Annotated in this window: 18 protein-coding genes; 7 read left to right on the top strand and 11 right to left on the bottom strand. The window is 61.6% G+C overall.

Features of this window, described 5'->3' with window-relative positions; translation table 11 throughout:
• The first annotated feature begins 38 nt into the window (after window positions 1-38).
• Both CSQ93_RS05645 and CSQ93_RS05640 read left to right on the top strand, forming a co-directional pair.
• Window positions 39-287, top strand: a complete 249-nt coding sequence (locus CSQ93_RS05645) for a hypothetical protein (protein WP_099377178.1) — start codon at window positions 39-41, stop codon at window positions 285-287.
• A 153-nt stretch (window positions 288-440) separates the two neighbouring features.
• On the top strand, window positions 441-638 hold the full coding sequence (locus CSQ93_RS05640) for a hypothetical protein (RefSeq protein ID WP_034784591.1): 198 nt from the start codon (window positions 441-443) through the stop codon (window positions 636-638).
• A gap of 63 nt (window positions 639-701) precedes the next feature.
• Here the strand turns inward: CSQ93_RS05640 and CSQ93_RS05635 are convergent, their stop codons facing one another.
• Window positions 702-1,820 (bottom strand): phospholipase A, encoded by a 1,119-nt coding sequence (locus CSQ93_RS05635; protein ID WP_233516062.1) that lies wholly within the window; start codon window positions 1,818-1,820, stop codon window positions 702-704.
• A 286-nt stretch (window positions 1,821-2,106) separates the two neighbouring features.
• On the opposite strand from CSQ93_RS05635, the gene fusA reads away from it, so the two are divergent.
• Complete coding sequence (fusA, locus tag CSQ93_RS05630; RefSeq protein WP_099377553.1) at window positions 2,107-4,215, top strand: elongation factor G; 2,109 nt, start codon at window positions 2,107-2,109, stop codon at window positions 4,213-4,215.
• A gap of 72 nt (window positions 4,216-4,287) precedes the next feature.
• On the opposite strand, the gene CSQ93_RS05625 is transcribed toward fusA, so the two are convergent.
• Genes CSQ93_RS05625 through CSQ93_RS05610 form a run of 4 tightly spaced genes read right to left on the bottom strand, consistent with a single transcriptional unit; the run spans window position 4,288 to window position 8,935 of the window.
• The gene (locus tag CSQ93_RS05625; RefSeq protein ID WP_099377176.1) at window positions 4,288-5,457 is read right to left on the bottom strand and encodes an HlyD family secretion protein; all 1,170 of its coding nucleotides are present in this window, start codon (window positions 5,455-5,457) and stop codon (window positions 4,288-4,290) included.
• A 21-nt stretch (window positions 5,458-5,478) separates the two neighbouring features.
• Complete coding sequence (locus CSQ93_RS05620; RefSeq protein WP_099377175.1) at window positions 5,479-6,924, bottom strand: efflux transporter outer membrane subunit; 1,446 nt, start codon at window positions 6,922-6,924, stop codon at window positions 5,479-5,481.
• 5 nt (window positions 6,925-6,929) lie between these two features.
• Window positions 6,930-8,504 carry a DHA2 family efflux MFS transporter permease subunit gene (locus tag CSQ93_RS05615; RefSeq protein ID WP_099377174.1) on the bottom strand — a complete coding sequence of 525 codons (1,575 nt, stop codon included), beginning with the start codon at window positions 8,502-8,504 and terminating at the stop codon, window positions 6,930-6,932.
• Window positions 8,501-8,935, bottom strand: coding sequence for a MarR family winged helix-turn-helix transcriptional regulator (locus CSQ93_RS05610; RefSeq protein ID WP_099377173.1), 435 nt, complete (start codon window positions 8,933-8,935; stop codon window positions 8,501-8,503). The genes CSQ93_RS05615 and CSQ93_RS05610 overlap by 4 nt, the downstream gene beginning before the upstream one ends.
• Before the next feature lie 130 nt (window positions 8,936-9,065).
• On the opposite strand from CSQ93_RS05610, the gene CSQ93_RS05605 reads away from it, so the two are divergent.
• Window positions 9,066-9,596: an SRPBCC family protein gene (locus tag CSQ93_RS05605; RefSeq protein WP_099377172.1), complete on the top strand. Its 531-nt coding sequence runs from the start codon at window positions 9,066-9,068 to the stop codon at window positions 9,594-9,596.
• A gap of 245 nt (window positions 9,597-9,841) precedes the next feature.
• Here CSQ93_RS05605 and CSQ93_RS05600 read toward each other — a convergent pair whose 3' ends face one another.
• The gene (locus CSQ93_RS05600; RefSeq protein ID WP_099377171.1) at window positions 9,842-10,546 is read right to left on the bottom strand and encodes an SIR2 family NAD-dependent protein deacylase; all 705 of its coding nucleotides are present in this window, start codon (window positions 10,544-10,546) and stop codon (window positions 9,842-9,844) included.
• A 130-nt stretch (window positions 10,547-10,676) separates the two neighbouring features.
• On the opposite strand from CSQ93_RS05600, the gene CSQ93_RS05595 reads away from it, so the two are divergent.
• Window positions 10,677-11,837 (top strand): IS30 family transposase, encoded by a 1,161-nt coding sequence (locus tag CSQ93_RS05595; protein WP_099377170.1) that lies wholly within the window; start codon window positions 10,677-10,679, stop codon window positions 11,835-11,837.
• A 117-nt stretch (window positions 11,838-11,954) separates the two neighbouring features.
• Here the strand turns inward: CSQ93_RS05595 and CSQ93_RS05590 are convergent, their stop codons facing one another.
• The 3 genes from CSQ93_RS05590 to CSQ93_RS05580 form a co-directional block, all read right to left on the bottom strand.
• Window positions 11,955-12,806 (bottom strand): toxin-antitoxin system YwqK family antitoxin, encoded by an 852-nt coding sequence (locus CSQ93_RS05590; RefSeq protein ID WP_158301135.1) that lies wholly within the window; start codon window positions 12,804-12,806, stop codon window positions 11,955-11,957.
• Between the two features lie 132 nt (window positions 12,807-12,938).
• Window positions 12,939-13,373, bottom strand: a complete 435-nt coding sequence (locus CSQ93_RS05585; protein ID WP_233516061.1) for a hypothetical protein — start codon at window positions 13,371-13,373, stop codon at window positions 12,939-12,941.
• A gap of 136 nt (window positions 13,374-13,509) precedes the next feature.
• Window positions 13,510-14,463 (bottom strand): aromatic alcohol reductase, encoded by a 954-nt coding sequence (locus CSQ93_RS05580; protein ID WP_099377552.1) that lies wholly within the window; start codon window positions 14,461-14,463, stop codon window positions 13,510-13,512.
• 189 nt (window positions 14,464-14,652) lie between these two features.
• Between CSQ93_RS05580 and CSQ93_RS05575 the strand changes: the two genes are divergently transcribed.
• Window positions 14,653-15,555: a LysR family transcriptional regulator gene (locus CSQ93_RS05575; protein ID WP_099377167.1), complete on the top strand. Its 903-nt coding sequence runs from the start codon at window positions 14,653-14,655 to the stop codon at window positions 15,553-15,555.
• Between the two features lie 266 nt (window positions 15,556-15,821).
• Here the strand turns inward: CSQ93_RS05575 and CSQ93_RS05570 are convergent, their stop codons facing one another.
• Window positions 15,822-16,724 (bottom strand): alpha/beta hydrolase, encoded by a 903-nt coding sequence (locus CSQ93_RS05570; protein WP_099377166.1) that lies wholly within the window; start codon window positions 16,722-16,724, stop codon window positions 15,822-15,824.
• Between the two features lie 140 nt (window positions 16,725-16,864).
• Between CSQ93_RS05570 and CSQ93_RS05565 the strand changes: the two genes are divergently transcribed.
• Window positions 16,865-20,065, top strand: a complete 3,201-nt coding sequence (locus tag CSQ93_RS05565) for a PAS domain-containing protein (protein WP_233516060.1) — start codon at window positions 16,865-16,867, stop codon at window positions 20,063-20,065.
• A gap of 1 nt (window position 20,066) precedes the next feature.
• Here CSQ93_RS05565 and CSQ93_RS05560 read toward each other — a convergent pair whose 3' ends face one another.
• Entirely contained in the window at window positions 20,067-22,952 is a 2,886-nt protein-coding gene (locus tag CSQ93_RS05560; protein ID WP_158301133.1) for a response regulator, read from the bottom strand.
• Window position 22,953 lies beyond the last annotated feature (1 nt).

Here is a 22,953-nt window from a genome sequence, read left to right as displayed (position 1 = left end):
TATATTTCGTCTTTTACCCACTGGACAGCTTTACTATCATGGAACAGATCGATCAGCGTTACCTCGTGCAACAGAACAAAATCAGCGATGGCGAGACCAGGCCACCCGTGTTTGCCAAGGTAATGCGCAGCAAGGAAGGCGTGTTTGAAGGCGTGTCCTTCATCAAGTCGAAGGAAAAGGCCACCATCATGACCATCGAAGATGCCAACCAGGCCATCAAATGGGCCACCAGCAAGAAGCCGAACGCGCATGAATACATCACGAAAGTGATTTGCGTCGGTCAATAAGCCCCCGTTCATTCCCGTTTTTGCGCCGTTCATCCCCGTAGCACGCAGTTCATCGCATGGCCGTTGCCGCCGTGGCGGCACTTTTATATAGTGCTGTCACGGTAGCGGGGCAAGCACGGCTTGCTCCGCACATTTCATTCTAGGGGGAACGCGATGCTGGGATTCGTGCTGTGGTTGCTGCTCTTGCTGGTGTGCTGGCCCCTGGCCTTGCTGGCCCTCGTGCTGTATCCGCTGGCCTGGCTGCTGTTGCTGCCATTCCGTTTGATCGGCATCGGCGTGGAAGGCGTCTTTGAATTGCTGCGCGCCATCGTCATGCTGCCTGCCCGCGTGCTGGGCGGCGGCCGGCGCTAAACCAGATATTTCCCATAAGAAATGGCGCCCTCGGCGCCATTTTTGTTTGCGTGACTGTGTTGCTTACAGGTCGACCATGAAACCGGCGCCGATCGATTTCTGCGAATAGTTGTAGTCGATCAAGCTCTGGCCATAGCCGGAGAACAGTTGCAGATAGCCTTTCAGGTTGGCCTTCAAGGGGAAAGCCCAGCTGGCCTGCATGGAGCCATGCTTCTTGCTGAAATTGCGGCGGGCCGTCACGGCGTATTCATGCCCCTTGTTGCGGTAGCTCACGCGCAAGTCGCCATGTCCCATGTAATCGGTGATGTCGATATTGTCGTTGTCGGTCTTGCCATTGTCGAGGCGGTGCCAGACGCGCGCCGCGACGGCCAGGTTGTCCTTCTCCATGCCCAGCTCGGCATACACGCGGTTCCAGCTGCGCGACAGCGTCGACGTCTGTCCGTTGGACTGGTGCACGAGGCCGAAGTTCAGGTAATTGAACTCGATGCCCGCGAAATTCTTGTTGATCGGCATGACCAACATCAGTTCCGGCTGGTAATTGGTCTCGCGGAACGGGCTTGAGGCCTTGCGGTTATACGCCTGCCAGAAACTTTGCTGCGTGTAGCCGAACCACATGTCGATGGGCGTGCCGGCGATGTCTTCCAGCAGCTTCATCTTGAAGCTCAGCTGGAACGTCAATTCCACGTGCTGGCTCTTGATGCCGGCCGGCGTGAAATCCTGGAACGGTTCGTCGTTGGAGGCGTCGCTGTAATTGGCCAGCAACAGATAGGTGTCGCGGTGCGGACGGAAATTGAACAGCCCGCGCTTCGAGGCGTCGTTGAGTTCCCAGGACTGTTGCGTGCGGGAAATTGGTGCTTCCGGTGGCGCCGAGCCTGCCTGTGCGATGGCGGGAATGGCGGCGTTGACGGCGTCCGGCGTGGCCACGCCAGGCGGGCTGACAAACGTGAGCGGGGCGACTTCGGCGGCGGCGGCCAGGGTGACAGCCGCGGTGGCGGGATCGCCGCCGGCCGCGATGGTGGCCTGTTCCGCCGCCTTGGCCAGGGTGTCGAAGCAGCCCAAACGGGCGCTGGCGTCACCAAGCACGGCGCAACGCTGCATTTGCTGTTCCAGTTCGCCGGCCATGGCCAGCGCTGGCGACGCCAGCAGGGAAGTGAGGATTATTTTTCTTAGTCGGATAGTCATAGGCTGAGTGGGGCATGTCGTTCGGTGCGCACCTGGGCTGCATGCCGGCGGCGTCGCCTTGCACGATAAATCACCGTGCGTCTTGATCCTGATTAATCTTTGTTAGATTAATAGAGTTGAAAGTATAGCTGAATCGCACATTTCCCCCAGCGTCCCTGACGTGCGCGCGGAGGACAGTGTTGTGCGCTTGGTAAACAGCCTGCTGCCGTACCGCCCAAATCGATGTCTGCTACACTGGAAAACCGGCGCAAACCCAGTGAGGCCGGGGCTAGCCATGGAGATTGTGATGACCCGCAAAACACCTATCGAGCGCTACCGCAACATTGGCATCAGCGCCCATATCGACGCCGGCAAGACCACCACCACCGAGCGCATCCTGTTTTATACGGGGGTCAATCACAAGATCGGCGAAGTGCACAATGGCGCTGCCACCATGGACTGGATGGAGCAGGAGCAGGAACGGGGCATCACCATCACCTCGGCCGCCACCACGGCGTTCTGGAAAGGCATGGCCGGCAACTTCCCCGAACACCGGATCAACATCATCGATACGCCCGGCCACGTGGATTTCACGATTGAGGTGGAGCGCTCGATGCGCGTGCTCGACGGCGCCGTGATGGTCTACGATGCCGTCGGCGGCGTGCAGCCGCAATCGGAAACCGTCTGGCGGCAAGCCAATAAATACCATGTGCCGCGCATCGCCTTCATCAACAAGATGGATCGCGTGGGCGCGGATTTCTTGCGCGTGCGCAAGCAGATCGCCGAGCGCCTGAAGGGCGTGGCCGTGCCCATCCAGCTGCCCATCGGCGCGGAAGAGCATTTCACGGGCGTGATCGACCTGTTGAAAATGCGCGCCATCACCTGGGATGACGCCAGCCAGGGCGTGCAGTTCAGCTATGGCGAGATTCCCGCCGAGCTGCTGCCGCAGGCGCAGGAGTGGCATGACCACATGGTCGAGCACGCGGCCGAAGCCACGCTGGACATGACGGAACGCTACCTGAATGGCGACACGTTTACGGAAGCGGAGCTGAAACAGGCCTTGCGCGCGCGCACCATCCGCAACGAGATCGTGCCCATGTTGTGTGGCAGTGCCTTCAAGAACAAGGGCGTGCAGGCGATGCTCGATGCCGTCATTGAATACTTGCCGTCACCGATGGAAGTGCCGCCCATCATGGGGCACGACGAGCACGACAACGAGGTGGAGCGGCATCCCACGGATGAGGAATACTTTTCCGCGCTGGCCTTCAAGATCATGACGGACCCGTTCGTGGGGCAGCTGACGTTCTTCCGCGTGTATTCGGGCGTGGTGAACTCGGGCGACATGGTCTACAACCCCACCAAGAGCGCGCGCGAGCGGCTGGGGCGCATCCTGCAGATGCATGCGAACGAGCGCAAGGAAATCAAGGAAGTGTATGCGGGCGACATCGCCGCCGCCGTGGGCCTGAAAGCCGTCACCACGGGTGACACCCTGTGCGCCATCGACCACATCATCGTGCTGGAAAAGATGATTTTCCCGGAACCCGTGATCTCGCAGGCGGTCGAACCAAAGACCAAGCCTGACCAGGAAAAGATGGGCATCGCCCTGAACCGTCTGGCGCAGGAAGACCCGTCGTTCAGGGTGCATACGGACGAGGAATCGGGCCAGACCATCATGTCGGGCATGGGCGAGCTGCACCTGGAAATCCTGGTCGACCGCATGCGGCGCGAATTCGGCGTGGAAGCCAATGTGGGCAAGCCGCAGGTGGCGTACCGCGAAACCATCACGCGCGCTGTGGAAGACGTGGAGGGCAAGTTCGTCAAGCAATCGGGCGGACGGGGCCAGTACGGCCACGTGGTGCTCAAACTCGAACCCTTGCCGCCAGGCACAGGCTACCAGTTCGTCGACGCCATCAAGGGCGGCGTGGTGCCGCGCGAATTCATTCCGGCCGTCGACAAGGGCATCGTCGAAACACTGAAGGCGGGCGTGCTGGCCGGCTACCCGGTCGTCGACGTCAAGGCCACCTTGACGTTCGGTTCCTACCACGACGTTGATTCGAACGAAAACGCGTTCCGCATGGCCGGCTCCATCGCCTTCAAGGATGGCATGCGCAAAGCGTCACCCGTGCTGCTGGAACCGATGATGCAGGTGGAGGCGGAAACGCCGGAAGAGTTCATGGGCAACGTCATGGGCGACTTGACGGCCCGGCGCGGCATGGTGCAGGGTGTCGACGATATTCCCGGTGGCGCGGGACGCATCGTCAAGGCCCTGGTGCCGCTGGCGGAAATGTTCGGTTACTCGACAACGCTGCGTTCGCTGACCCAGGGCCGCGCCACCTACACGATGGAATTCAAGCACTATGCGGCCGTGCCCAAGCATATACTCGACCAGGTGGCCGCGGCGGGCAAAGCCAAGTAAACTGGATCAAACCCGCAAAGCAGAGGCCGGGGTCGTACCCTCAGGGTACGCCCCCATTCCTTGCTGTTGGGTTTAACGTGCAAGATTCTGCGCAATGATGGCATCGGCCATCTTCTCCGCCTCGTCCACCGGCTGGCTCAGGGCCTGGGTCGTGTAGACAGTGCTGGCTACCATCGGCTGGTCCAGGGTCGCGCCTTCGCCATGGCTCGTGTCCACCGTCACCGTGGTCGACAGACCGATGCGCAGCGGGTGGGCGGCCAGTTCCTTCGGATCGAGCGTGATGCGCACGGGTACGCGCTGTACCACCTTGATCCAGTTGCCCGTGGCGTTTTGCGCCGGCAGCAGGGAAAATGCGCTGCCCGTGCCGGCCGACATGCCCAGCACCTTGCCGTGGTACACCACCTTGCTGCCATATAAATCCGTTTCGATGGTCGCCGCCTGGCCAACACGGATATTGCGCAATTCGGACTCCTTGAAGTTCGCATCGACCCATAATTGATCGAGCGGCACGATGGACATCAGGGGCGTGCCCGGCGTTACGTGCGTGCCCAGTTGCACGCTGCGCTTGGCGACATAGCCCGAGACGGGCGCAACGACGGCGTTGCGGCGCACGGTCAGCCACGCTTGCAGCACGTCACCCCTGGCCGACAGCACGGCCGGATGACTGGCCAGGTTCACGCCAGCCACGCCCGATTTGGTCGACTCGGCCTGGCGCTGCGCCACCGTCAACGCCGCTTTCGCATCGTCGACGGCCTGTTTCGCATGGGCCAGGTCTTCGCCCGAGATCGTCTGGTCCGCCGCCAGCGGCGCGCGCCGAGAAAGGTTGCCTTGCGCCGTGGCCAGGGCCAGCCGGCGCTGCTCGATGACGGCGTCGTACTGTGCCACGTTCGCATAGCGTTCGCGCTCCTGACGCACGACGTTGCCCAGTCGCGCCTGCGCCTGGCTCAGGGCCAGGTCCGCATCGATGGCGTTCAGGGTGATCAGCGGCGCGCCCGCCTTGACCATCTGCGTCTCGTCGGCGCGGATGGCGTCGACATTGCCCGTCACTTGCGCGGACAGGGTGACCAGGTTGCCGCCCACGTAGGCGTTGTCCGTGACTTCTTCCTTGGCCAGCACCAGCTGGTAATACGCGCCCCAGGCGGCGCCCGCGACGAGGAAGGCGGCCGTGATGGCGATGAGGACGGCCTTGCGCTTGCCCGGCTGTTCGGTGGGGGTGGTCGTTGCTGTGGTATCGCTGCTCATGATGTGTTCCGTAATCGATGGTTATTGTTTGCTGGCGCTGTCGGCGAAATCGCTGCTGCCCCGGTAGCCGCCGCCCAGCGCCACGCTCAGGCTGATTTCCGCGTTCTGGCGCTGGTTTTGCAGCTGCATGCCCAGGTCCACCTGGCCGCGCACGGTCATTTCCGCATTCAGTTGCGTGGCGCGGTCGGCCAGACCTTGCTTGAGTCGCGCATTCGCATTGCGCAATTGCGCTTCGCTGGCGCGCAGGTTTTCCTGCTGCAGGCGCAGCTGGTTTTCCACGCCTTGCACCCTGGCGCCGGCCTGCGCCACGTCGCGCACGACGTTGAAGACATTCTGGTTGTAATCGGCGATCAGTTCGTTGCGTTCGCTGCGCGCGCCACCGAGCTGCGCCTGCAGGCGGCCGCTGTCAAACAGGGGCAAGGACAGGGCCGGGCCGATGAACAGGGTGCGGCTGCCGGACTGCAGCAGCTTGCCCAGCTTGATCGCATCGAGGCCGAACGAGGCACCCAGGTCGATATCGGGGTAGAACGATGCCTGCGCCGCCTCGATGTTGCTCATGGCCGCCTGGACTCGCCAGCGCGCCGCCTGCAAGTCGGGCCGGCGCGCCAGCAATTCCATGCCCAGCTTGCCGGGCAGGGCGTGCGGCAATGGCTGGGCCTGCTTCGGCTGCAGTGTCGCCAGGGCCGTGCTGTCGGCGCCGAGGAGCGCGCGCAAGGCTTCGCGTTCCGTGACGATCTGCGTTTCCAGCAAGGCAATCTGCTGCTGCAGCAGGCTCAAACGCGTTTGTGCGGACAGGTGGTCGTCGCTGACGCCGAGGCCGTTGGCGATGCGCTTTTCCTTGTCGAGCACCAGTTGCTGCTGCAATTTGACCAGCGCATGCAGGTTGTCCATGCGGGCCCAGCCGTTTTGCATGCTGAAGTAGTGGCGGGCGATCTCGGCGGCCAGCATTTGTTCCGCCATCGCGTATTCGGCACGGCGGGCGTTGACTTCGCCCAGGCTGGCCGCGATCTGCGCCTTGTGCTTGCCCCACCAATCGAGGTCGTAATGGGCTTGCGCGCCCACGGTGATTTCATTGTAGTAATTGCCGCCGATGGGGGCCGGCATCAGGCCATTGCCCGAATAGCGCTGGCGGCTGGCATTGGCGCCCAGGTCGATCCTGGGGCCGCGCTGCGCATGCTGCGCGTCAAACGCGGACAGGGCCGAGCCGATGCGGGCATTCGCCACGTCCAGGCTGGGGCTGGCGGACAGGGCGTTTTCAATCAGCTGGTCCAGCTGAGCGTCCTGGAACTGGTGCCACCATTGTGCGGCGGGCCAGCCTTCGCTGGCCAGGTGGATGTCGGCCGCCAGCTGTATCGTGGCCAGGTCTTGTTGCGGCAACTGTTGCGTGTCGGGCGGGATGCTGGCGCAGCCGGCCAGCGACAAGCTGAGCGCCAATATGCGCAGGGAGAGTTTCATAGGTGTGTGCATGAGGGTTATTCCATGGCCGCGTGGTCGACCACGACAGGCGCATTCTTCTTCGGTGGTTTGATCAGGAGCAAGAGCGGCAGCACGAGGATGGTCAGCCACATCATCAGCCAGAAGTCGTCGAGGTAGGCGATCATCGACGCCTGCCGTGTGATTTCGCCATTCAGCGCCGCCATGCCCGTGCTCGTACCCAGGTCGAACATCTGGGCAATGCCGGGGTCATGCAGGGCCGGATTGGCGATAGTGATGTGCTCCGTCAGGGACGCATGGGCGATCTGCGTATTGCGCACCAACAAGGTTTGTACGAGCGCAATGCCGATGCTGCTGCCGATATTGCGCACCAGGCTGTAGATCGCCGTGCCTTCCGCCCGCATCTGCGGCGACAGGGTGGCAAACGTGGCCGCGCTCAGGGGCACGAAGACGAGGCCCAGGCCGATGCCCTGGATGATGCCGTTCCACACGACCGTTTTCGGCACCAGATCCAAGGTGAAATTGGCCATCTGCCACAGCGAGAACGCCGTGATGGAAAAGCCCACGCCCAGCAGGATGCGCGTATCGATCTTGCCCGTCAGCCTGCCGACGATCAGCATGGCCAGCATCGTGCCCAGGCCGCTGGGTGCCGTCACCAGGCCTGCGATAGCCGCCGGGTAATTCATCAAGCCTTGCAGCATCGACGGCGTTAGCGCACGCGTGGCGAACAGCACCATGCCGACGATGAAGATGAACAGCAAGCCGCTCACATAGTTCGAGTTTTTCAACAGGCGGTAGTCGAGGAAGGACTTGCCGGCCGGGCGCAGGGCCGTGTGGGCGATGAAGTAGCACAAGCTCATGGCCAGCACGATGGCCTCGATCCACGTTTCGGTGGAAGAAAACCAGTCGTTCTGCTCGCCCCGGTCCAGCAGCATCTGCAGCGCGCCGATCGACAGGCTGAGCGTCGCAAAGCCGAACATGTCGAAGTTCATGCGGCGGTTCGGCGGGTCCTTGCGGATGTAGCGCCAGATGCCATAGAAGGCCATGGCGCCGATGGGGATGTTGATGAAGAAGACCCAGCGCCAGCTGTAGCTGTCCGTCAGCCAGCCGCCCAGTGTCGGTCCCAGGATGGGGCCGATCATCACGCCCATGCCCCAGATGGCCATGGCCGAGCCATGTTTCTCGCGCGGATTGATGTCGAGCAAGACTGCCTGCGACAGCGGCACCAGCGCCGCGCCGAATACGCCTTGCAGCAAACGGGCCGCGACGATCTCGGACAGGGTGCCGGACAGGCCGCACAGCACGGACGCGAGCGTGAAGCCGGCAACAGACACGAGAAAGGTGTTCTTCTGGCCGAAGCGGTCGCACAGCCAGCCCGTCAGGGGCGTGGCGATGGCGGCGGCAACGATGAAGGAGGTCAGTACCCAGGTGATCTGGTCTTGCGAGGCGGACAGGCTGCCCTGCATGTGGGGCAGGGCGACGTTGGCGATGGTGCCGTCGAGCGCCTGGATGATGGTGGCGAGCATGATCGAAATCGTGATCATGCGCCGGTTCAGGGTGGGGTCTTGTGAAGCGGGCAGCGCCGGTGTGGCGCTGGCTGTGGCCGAACTCATGCGGATTTCTCCGTGGCCGCCTGTAACGCTTCCAGCAGTTCGGTGGCGGCCAGCAACTGATCGGGATCAATTCCCTGCAGCAGTTCCTTGCGGAAGCCATCCGCTTCCTTGCGCACGGTGTCATACACTTGCAGGCCCGCCTCGGTCAGCACGACGAGTTTCACGCGGCGGTCCGTTTCCGATGGCTGGCGCTGCACGAAGCCCGATTTCACGAGCCGGTCCAGCATCGACACCATGGTGGGGTTTTCCACGCCCAGTTGATGGGCCAGCTCGCTTTGCGAGGGCGGCTGCGGCGACTTGGCGATCATGGCGATGCACATCCAGCTCGCTTGCCCCAGGTCCAGGTCTTTCAGGCGCCGGTCGATGGCATGGCGCCAGCCGCGCGCCGTCTTGTGGAGCGCGGCGGAAAAGCGCTCTTCGATAGAAATCATAAAGTAAGTCGTCTAATGGTTAGGTATCTAACTAATATTCTAGCATGCTGGTTTGGCCGACGTACAGGCCTTCCCGTTTATCGGCGCCGCTGGTACATTAGTGCCAGTCCATCACCATCAGGAGAGCGCCATGACCACCGCAGAACAGAAGCAGGACGGACAGCACCGCGACAGCAGCGACTTTGTCATCACGCAAACCTTCGACGCGCCGCGCGAACTGGTGTTCCAGTCGTGGGTGGAGCCGGAGCGCCTGGCGCAGTGGTGGGGACCTGTCGGCTTCGAATTGAGCGTGCTGGCGCTGGACTTGCAGCCGGGCGGCATTTTCCACTACGGCATGCGCGCCGATAATGGCTACGAGATGTGGGGCAAGTTCACTTACCAGTCTATCGAAGCGCCTGAACGCATCGTTTCCATCCTGTCGTTTGCGGACAGGCAGGGCAATGCGGTGCAGCACCCGGTCAGCGCCACCTGGCCGCTGGAATCGTTCAATACCATGACGCTCACGGAAGAGAATGGCAAGACGACGATGACGTTACGGTCCACGCCGCACAAGGCCACCGATGAGCAGCATGAGACTTTTGTCCAAGGGCATGAGTCGATGACGGAAGGCTTCAAGGCTACCTTTGCCCAACTGGCCCAGTACCTGGCACGTGTTCAGTAATATTTAAGAACAGCGGGCCAGAGCCGCGGGCCTGAGAAAATGTCCATGGCTGCGTTGCTTGGTCTCGCCGTACATGCGTACTGTCTTCGCCCGCGCGCCTTGCCCTGGCCATTTTTCAGGCCCGCTGGGCCCGGGGGCCTTTGTTTGGGGCGCGGGCGTGTTCTTGCTGTCGTTGGCGGTTTGCGGTTGAGGAAGGTCTGCTTACGCCCCAAAGCGGACCTGGCAACACTATTTTTAGCAGAAGTTTATAGAGCTTGGCCCAACCATTTTTCGACTAACTTCGGAACGATGCTTGTGGCGTTGCCGCGTAAAAAACTGAATCCGAATGGGACTTTGCCGATATCCAAACCGTTAAGAACCTTTTCAGCGCGCCCGCGCGCCACCTTCACTAGAGCAGCTGCTGGATAGACAGATAGTGAAGTTCCGACTACAAGGACTTTCGCCGCGGAAGCAACGTGCTGGCGTGCCTCTTCAATGCGCTGAACATTTTCACCAAACCATACGATGTCTGGACGGAGCTGAGTACCGTCTTCGCAAAGTTGCCCCAGTAGAATTGGGGCCGAACCAATGCGATAGCGCTTAGGCCGATCCGATGTACCTCTTGCGCATGAGAGTTGACCGTGGAGGTGAACTATCTTGGTAGAGCCAGCCCGTTCGTGCAGCTCATCTACATTTTGTGTGATCACTACGACGTCATATGCCGCTTCAAGCGATGCAATAGCTTCATGAGCAGCGTTTGGTGCAGCCTCTGAAGCCTTTGCTCGGCGCTCGTTGTAAAAGGCCAGCACTGCTTCTGGTCGAGCCTTCCAGCCCTCAGGCGACGCAACTTCATGCCAAGAAAATTCGTTCCAAAGCCCGTTCGAATCGCGAAACGTCGGTAGTCCACTCTCCGCGCTTAGCCCCGAGCCGGAAAGAACGACGATCTTGTTTTGCTGAACTTCGGCTTTCATTCATATTCCACTGAGCAGGATATAACTGTGTCAAAAGGAGTAAAGGGCGCGACCGTCTGCTTTTGGCTGCGGATTCAATCGGTGGTCGCAACACTCTAACCTAAACGTCCAGGTTACAGGAGTGTTGAAGATGAAACAGAAACCACGCATTTATTACACCGATACCCAGAAGGCCTTGATGTGGGAGCGCTGGAAACAAGGCGACTCCCTGCAGATGATAGCCCAGCTATTTGATCGGAATCACTCGTCGATACAGCGGATTCTGGCTGAGTCTGGTGGCATACGGCCAGCGCCACGACGCCGTTCCAGATTGGCGCTAACACTGGCCGAGCGCGAGGAGGTATCGCGTGCCATCGTTACCGGCGTATCCATCCGCGCACTTGCCAGGCGCCTTGGCCGAGCACCATCGACCATCAGCAGGGAACTCAGGCGCAATGGTGGCCGCGAAGCATATCGTGCGATTCAGGCGGATCAGCATGCTTGGGATCAGGCGTGCCGCCCCAAACCTTGTAAGTTGACGGAGAGCCGCATGCTGGCCAACATGGTTGCCAGCAAGCTCCAATTGCAGTGGTCGCCGGAACAGATTGCTGGCTGGCTCAAGCAGCTGTTCACGAGCCATGAGGAGTATCACGTGTCGCACGAAACCATTTACCGCAGCCTCTATATCCAGGCCCGAGGCGCCTTAAAGAAGGAGCTGCTGGAGCACTTGCGCCGTACGCGCGCCATGCGCCGCTCACGTCATCACACCCAAAAGACGGACAACCACGGCAGAATTGTCGACGCCGTGTCGATCAGCGAGCGTCCAGCGTCGGCAGTGGATCGAGCGGTGCCCGGGCATTGGGAGGGGGACCTGCTCTGCGGCAGCCACAACAGCCAGATCGTGACCTTGGTTGAGCGCCAGACGCGCTATGTCATGCTGATAAAAGTCGTTGCCAAAAATACCGAAACGGTGGTCAACGCATTGATTGACAATGCCCGCAGGCTGCCCCACGAACTGTACAAATCACTGACCTGGGATCGTGGCAGCGAGCTGGCTGGGCATAAACGCTTTACGTTGGCCACCGATATCCAGGTCTACTTCTGCGATCCACAGAACCCTTGGCAGCGTGGTTCGAATGAAAATACCAATGGCCTGTTGCGCCAGTATTTCCCCAAGGGATTGGATATTTCCACGTATTCGCAAGAGCAACTCGATGCGGTAGCCAGAAGACTCAACGAGCGCCCCAGGAAGACGCTACACTACCAAACACCGGCTCAACGATTTGAACAGTGTGTTGCGTTGACCGATTGAATCCGCAGCCGCTTGCAGTCAACCTCACTAACTTGAAAACTAGCCTACACTCCAGGGCGCCTTGCATGGTTGCTACATCTCTCTACATACTTCTGGCACCTGACACACTGCATCAGTTCATTTTTTCGACATCTGACCATCTGAATGCACCAGTACGCCTTGCTCGTTGAACTGCTCAGTACTCTGCAGCTCGCCTTTCTCATTGTAAACTAGCCGAATGTATAGCTTGCCGTTACGGTGGTAACTGTTTTGCACACCTACGGGCAGACCATCGCGCCATTGTCCCAACGACTCCAGCTTGCCGTCGTCAAAATATGTAGTCGCGACTCCATGTTTGCGCCCATTTGCATCGAGCCTTACCTGTGATCCGATATTGCCATCGCTATCATAATCCCGGTAATCGCCTACCATCTTGCCTGAAACAAAATCAGCCGCATCGGTCTGTCCGGAGATTCGCACCACGTCGCGTCTTATCGTATCGAAGATCTCCACCTTCCAAGTACCGGGAAGCGCTGCTTTCGGCAAGGGCAACACCAGCAGATAAGGCGAGCGCTCCTTGACCTGCGGCATGAGTTCTTCGTCCAAGTACAGGCGCGCCTTATCGTCGAAACAGGAGCTGGGGCCGCAACCGGCAATCATGCGTGCAAACGGTATCGCCTCCTCGCCAGTTTTCCCTGCAGGGCAGCCAAACAAGGTCACGGCCATTGGTGTCTTATCGTGGATCCGTTGGACGAGTCCGGATCTGAGGTCCGCATATTCGTCTTTGTTCTCGAGCATCCCCTCCTTCATGCGCAGCTGATTGCCACCACATGCAGTCGTTTCCGCCACGGTGAGTACCTCGGCACCTTCGCTGTCCTGCCCGCTAGAAATAGCCGTAAACACATGCCGTTGAATAATATCGGCCTTCGCCGTTATTGGCCCAAGGAGCATGGCACTTAACGCCAGGCATATCATTTTCTGATTTATCAAGCACATCTCTAAACAATACGCCTCTAATAATAATGGTTGGGGGGAGCCGATGAATGCTTTCCAATGTCCGATTATGGGAGGAGGCTGCCTAAAAGGCATCACCTAAGCATAGCGGAAGAGCAGCGTCTCGCTTTACAAGCGCCCGTCGTTAGTATCATTGATCGACGTACTCGGAAGCAGAAGCCTTGCCTCCCTCATTGGCGCACCAAACCGTAACACGGCGCCTGACGTTGACAGCACCACAACCCAGTCGCCCTTGATTGTTATTTGATCAAATGGATTGGATTGATCCGAAACAAACGTCCAAACAGGTTCATGATTTTGCAGCGATTCCAAAACGACTACGCCGATTGAGCCGTGTTCCATAGCCTCTCCGCATTTAACTATGTACTGTCCACCATACAGCTCTTCTTGCGCCAGAATCGCGACATTGAGCCAACCGCCAAGCTCCTGTTTTTCATGTACTCCGACCATCCAGGTTTCGTGCACTTCGTAGATGTCACCGTTGCTGCACATGAGGCCATTGTAGCTTCGCACCTCCTGGTTCATCCACTTTATTGCCATCACTGTTATTGATTCCATATTTAGAAACGGGCGACTGCACGCCCTGAATTAAACAACATCTACTCTACCGAACCATCTGCTCGGAGCAGCTCAGAGGGGCTGTCGTCGATGCAGTTTGCCTAGACTGCCGGACTCACGATTACTCGCTGCGGCCAGAAATAAGGTTTGCATTGATCCATGATGCCACGTCGGTAACAGGAAGGGTGCGGAGTTGATTGAACGTGCCTTGCTTGTCCCATGCGACACCCCGCCCCTGAGCAAAGGCCGCACGATACTTACGCATCATGTTTTGCGGGTCGCGCGCCAGCTCGTCCAACAAATACTGCACGCTCCACTCCGAACGCCTGAAGGGGCGGCCAAGGGCCGCTTGAAGCTTGTCGGCGACCTCCCCGTAAGTCACGGTGTCGCCAGCCAGATATACGATCTCGTTCCGGATACGGGGTTTGGAGAACACGATCTCGGCAGTCAGCGCTCCAATATCGTGCGGAGTCGTCAACGTCACAGCGGTGTCAAGACTGCCCAGGGCGTGGACTGCGTCGTCGTGCAGGTCAACAACACCGAATTCCGGCTCAAACAGGTAGCTCATGAACATCCCGGTCGAGATGATGACCCACTCAGTCTGGTGCTGACTGCGCAGTAACTCGCGCACGTCCAACTGTGCGTCGAAGATGTCCTGTGGACTGCCACGACCGATCACGTCAAAATCGACCCCGAACTGCCATGGGAAGTATCTCGGTATCCGCGCCTGCAAGGCTGCCCGCGCCAGCTTCATTGGCGTGTCGATTCCCACGGCATAGCCTGCGCAACCGATTACTGTGTCATATTGCGCAAATACTCCGGCGAGCTCATCAATGGTGCTCTTCACAAGGTCGCCTATGACGATCTCGATCCCAAGACCTTGGATCTCCGCGATATCATGTCGCCTGCCTGATGCACTGGACTCAACGGCACTTGCGCGCAGCAGCACGCTGATCTTTGCACCTTCCACGTCCTTCGCGCGGCGCGCAAGATTGCGTAGCACCGGAAGGCCGAGCTCCCCGGCACCGAGCACGAGAATGTTTTGAGACGTGGCGTTAGGATCCGTTTGGCTCATCGGATAGCTTGGCGGCACCAGCAGTTGGCGGTCCTGATCGGACATTGTTGTTTCTCCTGTAAGTATGATGCCTGCACTGTAGCAGGTGCAGCAACGCAGAAAAAGCAGCCCAGGAGGTTTTCAGCATGCAGAAAATCCGAACAATATTGGGGTATAGTGCCGTTTCCTTTAGCGCCACACGGACAAGACATGGATCGCGTACAAGCAATGCAGGTATTCCTTCGCGTGGTCGAGAGCAAGAGTTTTGTACGCGCAGCAGAGACCTTGGGCTTGCCCGCATCGTCGGTCACCGGCATCATCAAGCGGCTGGAAAAACACTTGCAGACGCGCCTGCTGAACCGTTCCACTAGAAACCTCAGCGTGACACCGGAAGGCGAACGCTACTTCCACCGTTGCCGCGAAATACTCGACCTGATAGCCGACACCGAATCGAGCCTGCAAGGCTCAAGCGAGCGCCCGCAAGGACGCCTGCGTGTGGATATGCCTGGCGGCATTGCCCATGCCGTGATACTGCCGCGGTTGTGGCAATTCCAGCAGCGGTACCCGGACATCTACCTGATGATCGGCGTGAATGATCGCCAGGTAGACTTGATACAGGAAGGCGTCGATTGCGTCATCCGCACCGGCAGCCTTGATGACTCGGCGCTAGTCGCGCGACGCCTAGGCGAGCTGAGCTGGATCACCTGCGCGGCGCCTTCCTACCTGGCCGAACACGGTGTTCCCGGTGTCCTGGCGGATTTGCCAGGACACCGGGCGGTCCACTATTTTTCCAGCACGACGCGGCGAGGGAGCGATCTGCATTTCGTCGACGAAGACATCAGCATTGTCGTCCCGGTGCCGGGAACGGTCGCGGTCAATGAGACTGGGCTGTACATCAAGCTGTGCCTTGATGGCCACGGTTTGACGCAGCTAGCTGAGATTCTGGTAGCGGACCATTTGCAGGCCGGAAAATTGGTCGAGGTGCTAGCCCACAGCCGGCCGACGCCGGTGCCGGTATCATTGCTCTACCCCCATCACCGCTTCCTATCGCCGGCGATGCGAGCGTTCGCTGACTGGACGACTGAGCTGTTCAGCAACACCGAACTGAAGTGAAATCAGTTGCCGCTCAAAACTAAGTATTTATCTGCGCAGCTCTTAGCTCTTTGTGAACGCGACAAATTCGAAACACATGATGGAATTCGAACTGCCATCGCGCCACCCGGTTAAATGCCAGGACTTGGCATTTGCGCTGAGTTCGGCCAAGCGCGGTGGAGTTCCATCGTGATTGCTGCGGCCGGGAGGAATCGTGAATGGCCATGACACGTTTTCGTCGAGAACTTCTACTTGAATCATGCATGGCCCCAAACCGGAATGATGCTTCAAGGCAGCATCCCCAACATCCCCCGCACCACAGGCAAAATCATCCCCCACGCATTCGACGTCGCCGCAATCTCGTCGTAATGGCTGGCTCCTGGCAAAATCAGCACTTCCGCATGGTCGCCGGCCAGCTTGGCCTTGGCCGCGTAGTCGTGCGCGACGCGGGGTGGGGAGATGGTGTCCAGTTCTCCCGTGACAAGGACGGTGCGGCTGCCGTTGGGGATCAGGTCGGCGGCGTTGGTGTCGCTGTAGATGTCGGGGCGGTCAGTGCTGGCGCTGCCTGCCAGTTGGGCGATGTCGCGCTCGCAGCTGGTCTTGATCAAGTCTTTCTCATGGCGCAGGTCGGCCAGGCCGCCCAGGCTGACAATGTTTTTTACTGGCAGGAACTTGTCGCGGTACAGGGGGGTGGTCTTTGGCAGCCTTTCCCGGCCGGCGATCCATTGCACCAGCTGGCCGCCTGCCGAGTGGCCCATGGCGAGGAGGCGGTTCACGTCCAGCTGGTATTCGGGGGCGTGCTGCTGCAGGCTGTCCAGTGCCGCGTGCATGTCTTCGTAGGTGCCCGGATAGCCGCCACCCGGCTCGTCCACGCGCCGGTATTCCACATTCCACACGGCGATGCCTTGCGCCACGAGGGCGCCGGCCACGTTGCGCATCTGCTTGATGCCGCCGAAGGCTACCGTCCAGCAGCCGCCATGCACGAGCACGACGACGGGGAACGGTCCGCTGCCTTCGGGTCGGAACAGCTGCGCGTATTGCGACGGCGCGGGGCCATACGCGATCTGCGCCGTAGGCGGGGGGCCGTTCAGGGCCAGGTAATCGTCCAGGCTCATGGGGGCGGCGACGGCGCCGTGGACCGAGGCGAGCAGGGCGGTGGCGATCAGGGAGGATGGCAGGGAAGTAGGCATGCTGGAATTCGCTTGAGAAGAGAGCAACACTTTAGCATAGGACCGCGTGGGCGCAGAGATCAAGCACTGCGCTGTTTTCCTCCTGCAAGAGGGGTGCCCCATGGTATATTTCGGGCATCAGTTTTCCCCTTATCGACACGGTGCACGCAAACAACATTCTTTCCTTGCTGGACGCCGAGCATAGTGCGCTGGGCAGCATCGCGGCAGGCGCCGACCTGGCTCATGCATTGGAGCATTTGTTGCTGGCGCTGCAAGACCTGGCCGAGGGCGGCGCGCATGCCTGCCTCGTGCTCATCGACGAAGCCGACCGCTTTTGCGGCTTGTCCGCGCCCAGCCTGCCACAAGACCTGTGCCTGGCCCTGCGCCACGGCGGCGAGCAGCCATCCCCGTTCGGCACGGCCGCCTTTTCCGGCGCGCCCGTGTATTGCGGCGACATCACGCGTGACGTGAACTGGAGCGCGGGACGCAAGGAAGCCATGCTGCACGGCTACCGCGCCTGCTGGGTTGCTCCCGTGTTTGGCGCCAAGGGGCATATCCTGGGCGTGCTGGGCCTGTTTTTCCCCGCGCCATGCCATCCGACGCAACCCGAAACCGAATTGCTGGCGCTGGCCGCGCGCGTGGCCGCGCATGTCATCGAGCGGGGCCAGCTGGAACAGGCGCTGCACGACAGCCGCGAACACTTTCATTACGCCATAGAACTCAACACGCAAGTGCTGTGGACGGCCGACGTCGACGGCAAGCTCGACTATGTGGCGCAGCGCTGGCGCGAATGGACGGGCGGCAGCGGCCTGGGCACCAGCTGGCTGGACGCCATCCACCCGGAAGATGTGCCCCATTCCTTGGCGGCCTGGAGCGAAGCGGTGGGCAGCGGTCAGCCTTTCGACCAGGAAATGCGCGTGCGCCGGCAAGACGGCCAGTACCGCTGGATGCATTCGCGCGCCTACTGCCGGCAAGACGGGCGCGGCCAGCCGGCGAAATGGTATGGCTCGTGCGAGGATATCGACGAACACTGGCAGGCGCGCAATGCCTTGCTCGACAGCGAAGCGCAGTTCCGTTCGCTCGCTTCCACCATGCCGAACCAGGCCTGGCTCGCGCATGGCAGCGGCGCCACCTACTGGGTCAACGAGCAGGTGTGCGAGTACACGGGGCAATCGCTGAAGTCGCTGGTCACCAGCGGTTTTCGCCACTGCGTGCATCCGGACGACGTGCAGGCCACGCAAAAAAGCTGGGACCGGGCCGTCGCCACCGCCAGCGCCTATGAACACGAGTTCCGCATGCGCCGCGCCAGCGACGGCGCCTACCGCTGGTTCCTGGCGCGCGCCTTGCCCCTGTTCGACGAAGCGGGCACGGTGCTGCGCTGGGTGGGCACGAATACGGACGTGCAGGAACAAAAGAACGTGCTGGAAAAGATGGCCTACCTGAATTCCTCGCTGGAAGTGGAAATGGCCAACCGCACGGCCGACCGCGACCGCATGTGGCGGCTGTCGACCGACATCATGCTGGTGGCCGACCTGGCCGGCATGATCATCGCCGTCAATCCCGCCTGGAGCAAGATCCTCGAGCGGCCGGAAATCGAGTCGCTGGGCATGGATTTCATCAGCCTCGTGCATCCCGACGACCGCATGGCGGCCTTGAAGGATTTGTCGCGCCTGGCCCATGGCGCGCCCACCTTGCGCATGGAAAACCGCTACCGGCGCCGCGATGGCGGCTACCGCTGGATTTCCTGGACGGCCGTGCCGGCGCAAAAGCTGATCCACGCCATCGGCCGCGACGTCACGGACGAGAAGGAGGCGCGATTGGCGCTGGTGCGCAGCGAGCAAGCTTTATTGCAGGCACAAAAGCTGGAATCGATCGGCAAGCTGACGGGTGGCGTGGCCCACGATTTCAATAACGTGCTGCAAATTATCTCGGGCAATTTGCAGTTGCTGAAGCTGACCGTGGCCGACAATCCGCAGGCGGCCAGGCGCCTCGCTTCGGCCGCCTCGGCCGTCGAACGGGGCGCCAAGCTGTCGTCGCAACTGCTGGCCTTTGCGCGGCGTCAACCTTTGCGGCCGCTGGTGACGGACCTGGGGCGCTTGCTGCGCCGCATGCATGAGCTGATCCGCCGCGCCCTGGGCGAAGCGATTGCCGAGGAAACCTTCATCAGCGAAGGCTTGTGGCATACCCTGGTCGACCCGAATCAGATGGAAAACGTGCTGCTGAACATGGCCATCAACGCGCGCGACGCGATGGAGAAGGGCGGGCGTCTCACTTTTACCTTGAGCAACGTCACGCTCGATGCGGCCTACGCCAGCCGGCATGCGGACGTGCTGGAAGGGCAATACGTGCTGCTGACCATCACCGACACGGGCCATGGCATGGCGCGCGACGTGATCGACCAGATTTTCGAGCCTTTCTTCACGACCAAGCGCGAAGGCGAGGGCACGGGCCTGGGCCTGTCCATGGCTTACGGCTTCATCCGTCAGAGCGCGGGCCACATCAAGGTGCACAGCGCGCCGGGCGCCGGCACGACGTTCAAGATTTACTTGCCCCGTTCGCTGGAAAAGCTGGCCGAGCCGCCACCGGGCCTGACGGGCCCCGTGCTGGGCGGCAGCGAGACCATCCTCGTGGTGGAAGACGATGCTCCAGTTCAACATACGGTGGTCGACATGCTGCGCGGCCTCGGCTACGACGTGCTGCACGCGGACGATGGCGCCTCGGCCCTGGCTTTGCTGGGCACGGGCGTGCCCATCGACCTGCTGTTTACGGACGTGGTCATGCCTGGGCCCGTCAGCAGCAAGGAACTGGCGCAACAGGCCAAGCTGCTGCTGCCGGAACTGGCCGTGTTGTTTACCTCGGGCTATACGCACAACGCCATCATGCAGGGCGGGCGGCTCGATCCGGGCGTCGAATTGTTGAGCAAACCGTACCAGCGCGAAGACCTGGCGCGGCGCATCCGCCATGTGCTGGCCGACCGCCGCCTGGTGGGTGCGCCGGACCCGTCCGGGCGGCGCATCCTGCTGGTGGAAGACAATGACGATGCGCGCGAAATGACGACGGAAATGCTCAATATGCTGGGCCACACCGTGCACGGCGTGGCCAGCGCCGAAGAAGCCTTGCCCTTGCTGGCCTTGCCTGGCCTGGACGTGCTGGTGACGGACATCAGCCTGCCCACCATGTCCGGCCTGGAACTGGCGCGCCATGCGCGCGCGCACTGGCCGCAGCTGGACGTGGTGTTTGCTTCCGGGCACGACTGGGGCGCCAGCCTGATGCAGGACGCCAGCGCGCGCTTCCTGCGCAAGCCGTTTGGCCTGGAAGAGCTGGCCGGCGCACTGAAGGCGCGCCGGCTCGACGTCTATTAGCTTAGCGGCTTGATGGCAGCAAGGCTTGCTGCAATTGCTCGACGGTAAATGGTTTCACCAGGAAGCGCGCCTGCGGGTCCAGCACGCCGGAATTGGCCGGTGCGTGGCCGGTGGAAAACACCACTGCCAGCTGCGGATGGTCGCGCGCCACCAGTTCGGCCAGCTCGGCGCCCGACATCTGCGGCAAGCTGATGTCGGTCAGCAGCAGTTCCAGTCCCGGCGTGTCCAGCAGGAGCAAGGCTTCCTCGGCCGTGCCCACGGCCAGCACCGTGTGTCCCAGCATGGCCAGCAGGTCGCCTGTCATGGCGCGCGCGTCGGCATTGTCTTCCACCAGCAGGATATGGCGTCCTGCCGGCAGCGCCGGCGCAGCTTGCGGCGCCAGCTGCGCGCGGTACTGGTGCAGGGCCGTCACGTGGCGGCCATTCGCCAGCAGGTGGCGGATGCGCCGCGCCAGGTCTTCGCGCCGGTACGGCTTGCTCAGCAACTCCACGCCCGGCTCCAGGCGGCCGCCCTGCATGATGGCGTCCTGCGTGTAGCCCGAGGTAAACAATACGGCCAGCTGCGGCAGCAGCACGCGGGCCTGGCGCGCCAGTGCCGTGCTGGCCACCTTGCCCGGCATCACCACATCCGTAAACAGCAGGTCGATGGGGACGCCGCTGCCGACGATGGCCAGTGCGCTTTCGCCATCGCTGGCGCGCAGCACGACATAGCCGAGGCCGCGCAGCATGTCCACCACCGTCGTCTGCACCTGCACGTCGTCTTCCACGACGAGGATGGTTTCCTTGCCGCCCAGCACGGGGCCGCCCAGCTGCAGCGGCAGTTCCGTTTCCGCTTCAAGCGAGCGCGGCAGGTAGATGCGGAAGGTGCTGCCATGGCCCGGCAAGCTGTCCACCGTCAGGTGGCCGCCGCTCTGGCGCAGGAAACCGTACGCCATGCTCAAACCCAGCCCCGTGCCTTCTCCCTCGCTTTTTGTTGTAAAGAACGGTTCGAAAATCTTGTCCAGCAGTTCGGCGGGAATGCCCGTGCCCGTGTCCGAGACAGCCAGTTGCACGTAGTCGCCGGGCGCCACATCCGCATGGCGGGCCGCGTAGTCGCTGCCCAGCACGCTGTTGCTCAGTTCGATGGTCAGCTGGCCCTGGCCATCCATGGCGTCGCGCGCGTTGATGGCCAGGTTGAGGATGACGTTTTCCAGCTGGTGCGGGTCGACCAGGGCGCGCCAGCAGTCGTCGGCCAGCAGCAAGCGCGTCTCGATGGTTTCACCGGTGGCGCGCCGCAGCAACTCTTCCGTCGCACGCAGCAGTTGCGCCAGGTCCGTCACCAGCGGTTTCAAGGGCTGGCGCCGCGCAAAGGCCAGCAGCTGGGCCGACAGCTTGGCGCCCCGTTCCACGGCGGCCGACGCGCTGGCGATGCGCTTGGCGGCCAGCGGGTCGTCGTCCAGGCCAAGCTGCAGCAATTGCAGATTGCCGGAGATAATTTGCAGTACGTTATTGAAATCGTGGGCCACGCCGCCCGTCAGCTTGCCCAGCGCTTCAAGTTTTTGCGATTGCAGCAGGGCCATTTCGCTGTGGCGCAATGATTCCTGCATGCTGCGCAAGGTGTCTTGCGCTTCTTTTTCCACAGTGACGTGGCGTCCGGTGGCAAACACCAGGTCGCCTTCGGGCGCCGCCACCCACGACAGCCAGCGGTGGCCGCCTTCGCGGTGCCGGTAGCGGTTTTCAAAGCTGGGCATGGACTCCTTGCCGACTTGCAGCAAGGCCAGGCGCGTGGCGGCGGCATCCTCGGGCAGCACGAAGTCGAACAGGCTGCGGCCCAGCATTTCCTCGGGCAGCCAGCCCAGGATGGCGGCCGAGGCCGGGTTGACGGCGGCAAAGCAGCCTTCCGCATCGATGGCCACCATCAAGTCTTGCGCGCTGCGCCACAGCCGCTCGCGCTCGCTGTTGCGCGCGGCCAGGTCCGCTTCCAGTTTCTTTTCCACGGTGATGTCGCGCGCGCTGCAATACACCTTCTCGCCCTCGGGCACGGCGACCCACGACAGCCAGTGCCAGCCGCCCAGCTTGTGGCGGTAGCGGTTTTCGAAGCGCAATGCCGGCTGGCCCTGGTTGGCCGCGTCCCAGGCCGCATGGGTACGCGGCAAGTCGTCGGGATGGACCAGTTCCAGGAAGCGCGTCGTGCGGATTTCCTCCACCGACCAGCCCAGTGTGGCTTGCCAGGCGGGGTTCGAGTGCTCGAAATAGCCGTCGAGGTTGAGCACGCCCAGCAAATCGGGGCTGACGTTCCAGGTGCGGCCGAATTCGCGCGTGCGCTCGGCCACCTGCGTTTCCATGCTGGCACTGAGGGCGCGCAAACGCGCTTCCGCCTGGGCCCGCAAAATGGTCGACCAGACCCGTTCCGACACTTGCACGGCCAGTTCGATCTCGTCCGCATGCCACAGGCGCGCGGCGCGGCTGTGCACGACGAACAGGGCCGCCAGCTGGCCATCCTTGGCAATCGGAATGTTCAGGAAGGCACGGATGCCCAGGCGCGCAAACGTGGCCAGCGCGGCCGGCATGGCCGTGCGCGGGTCGCTGGTTACATCGCTGACGGCCAGCGCCTGGCCCGCGCCAAGCGCTTCGGCCAGGCCTGCAGCATAATCGCCGAGGAAATACTCACCGGCGGCGCCCGGCGCCAGGCCGTCGCTCCAGGCATGCTGCAGGGTGGGGCACTGCAGGGCCTGGTCGATATCGAAACACGCCACTTGCTGGGCGCCCAGGCGCTGGCCCAGCAGCTGCGCCGACAGGGAAAGGATCTCGCCTGTGTCTTGCAGCAGCCGCAGCCGGCGTTCCAGGTGCAGCAGGAAGGCGACGCCGCTGGCGCCTGCCTGGCTGCGGGGGGCGTGTGTGCTGCTCATG

It is taken from the genome of Janthinobacterium sp. BJB426 (assembly GCF_002735705.1).
Classification (GTDB): domain Bacteria; phylum Pseudomonadota; class Gammaproteobacteria; order Burkholderiales; family Burkholderiaceae_D; genus Janthinobacterium.
The sequence above is the reverse complement of the archived record's forward strand: the minus strand, read 5'-3'. Positions and strand labels throughout refer to the sequence as shown.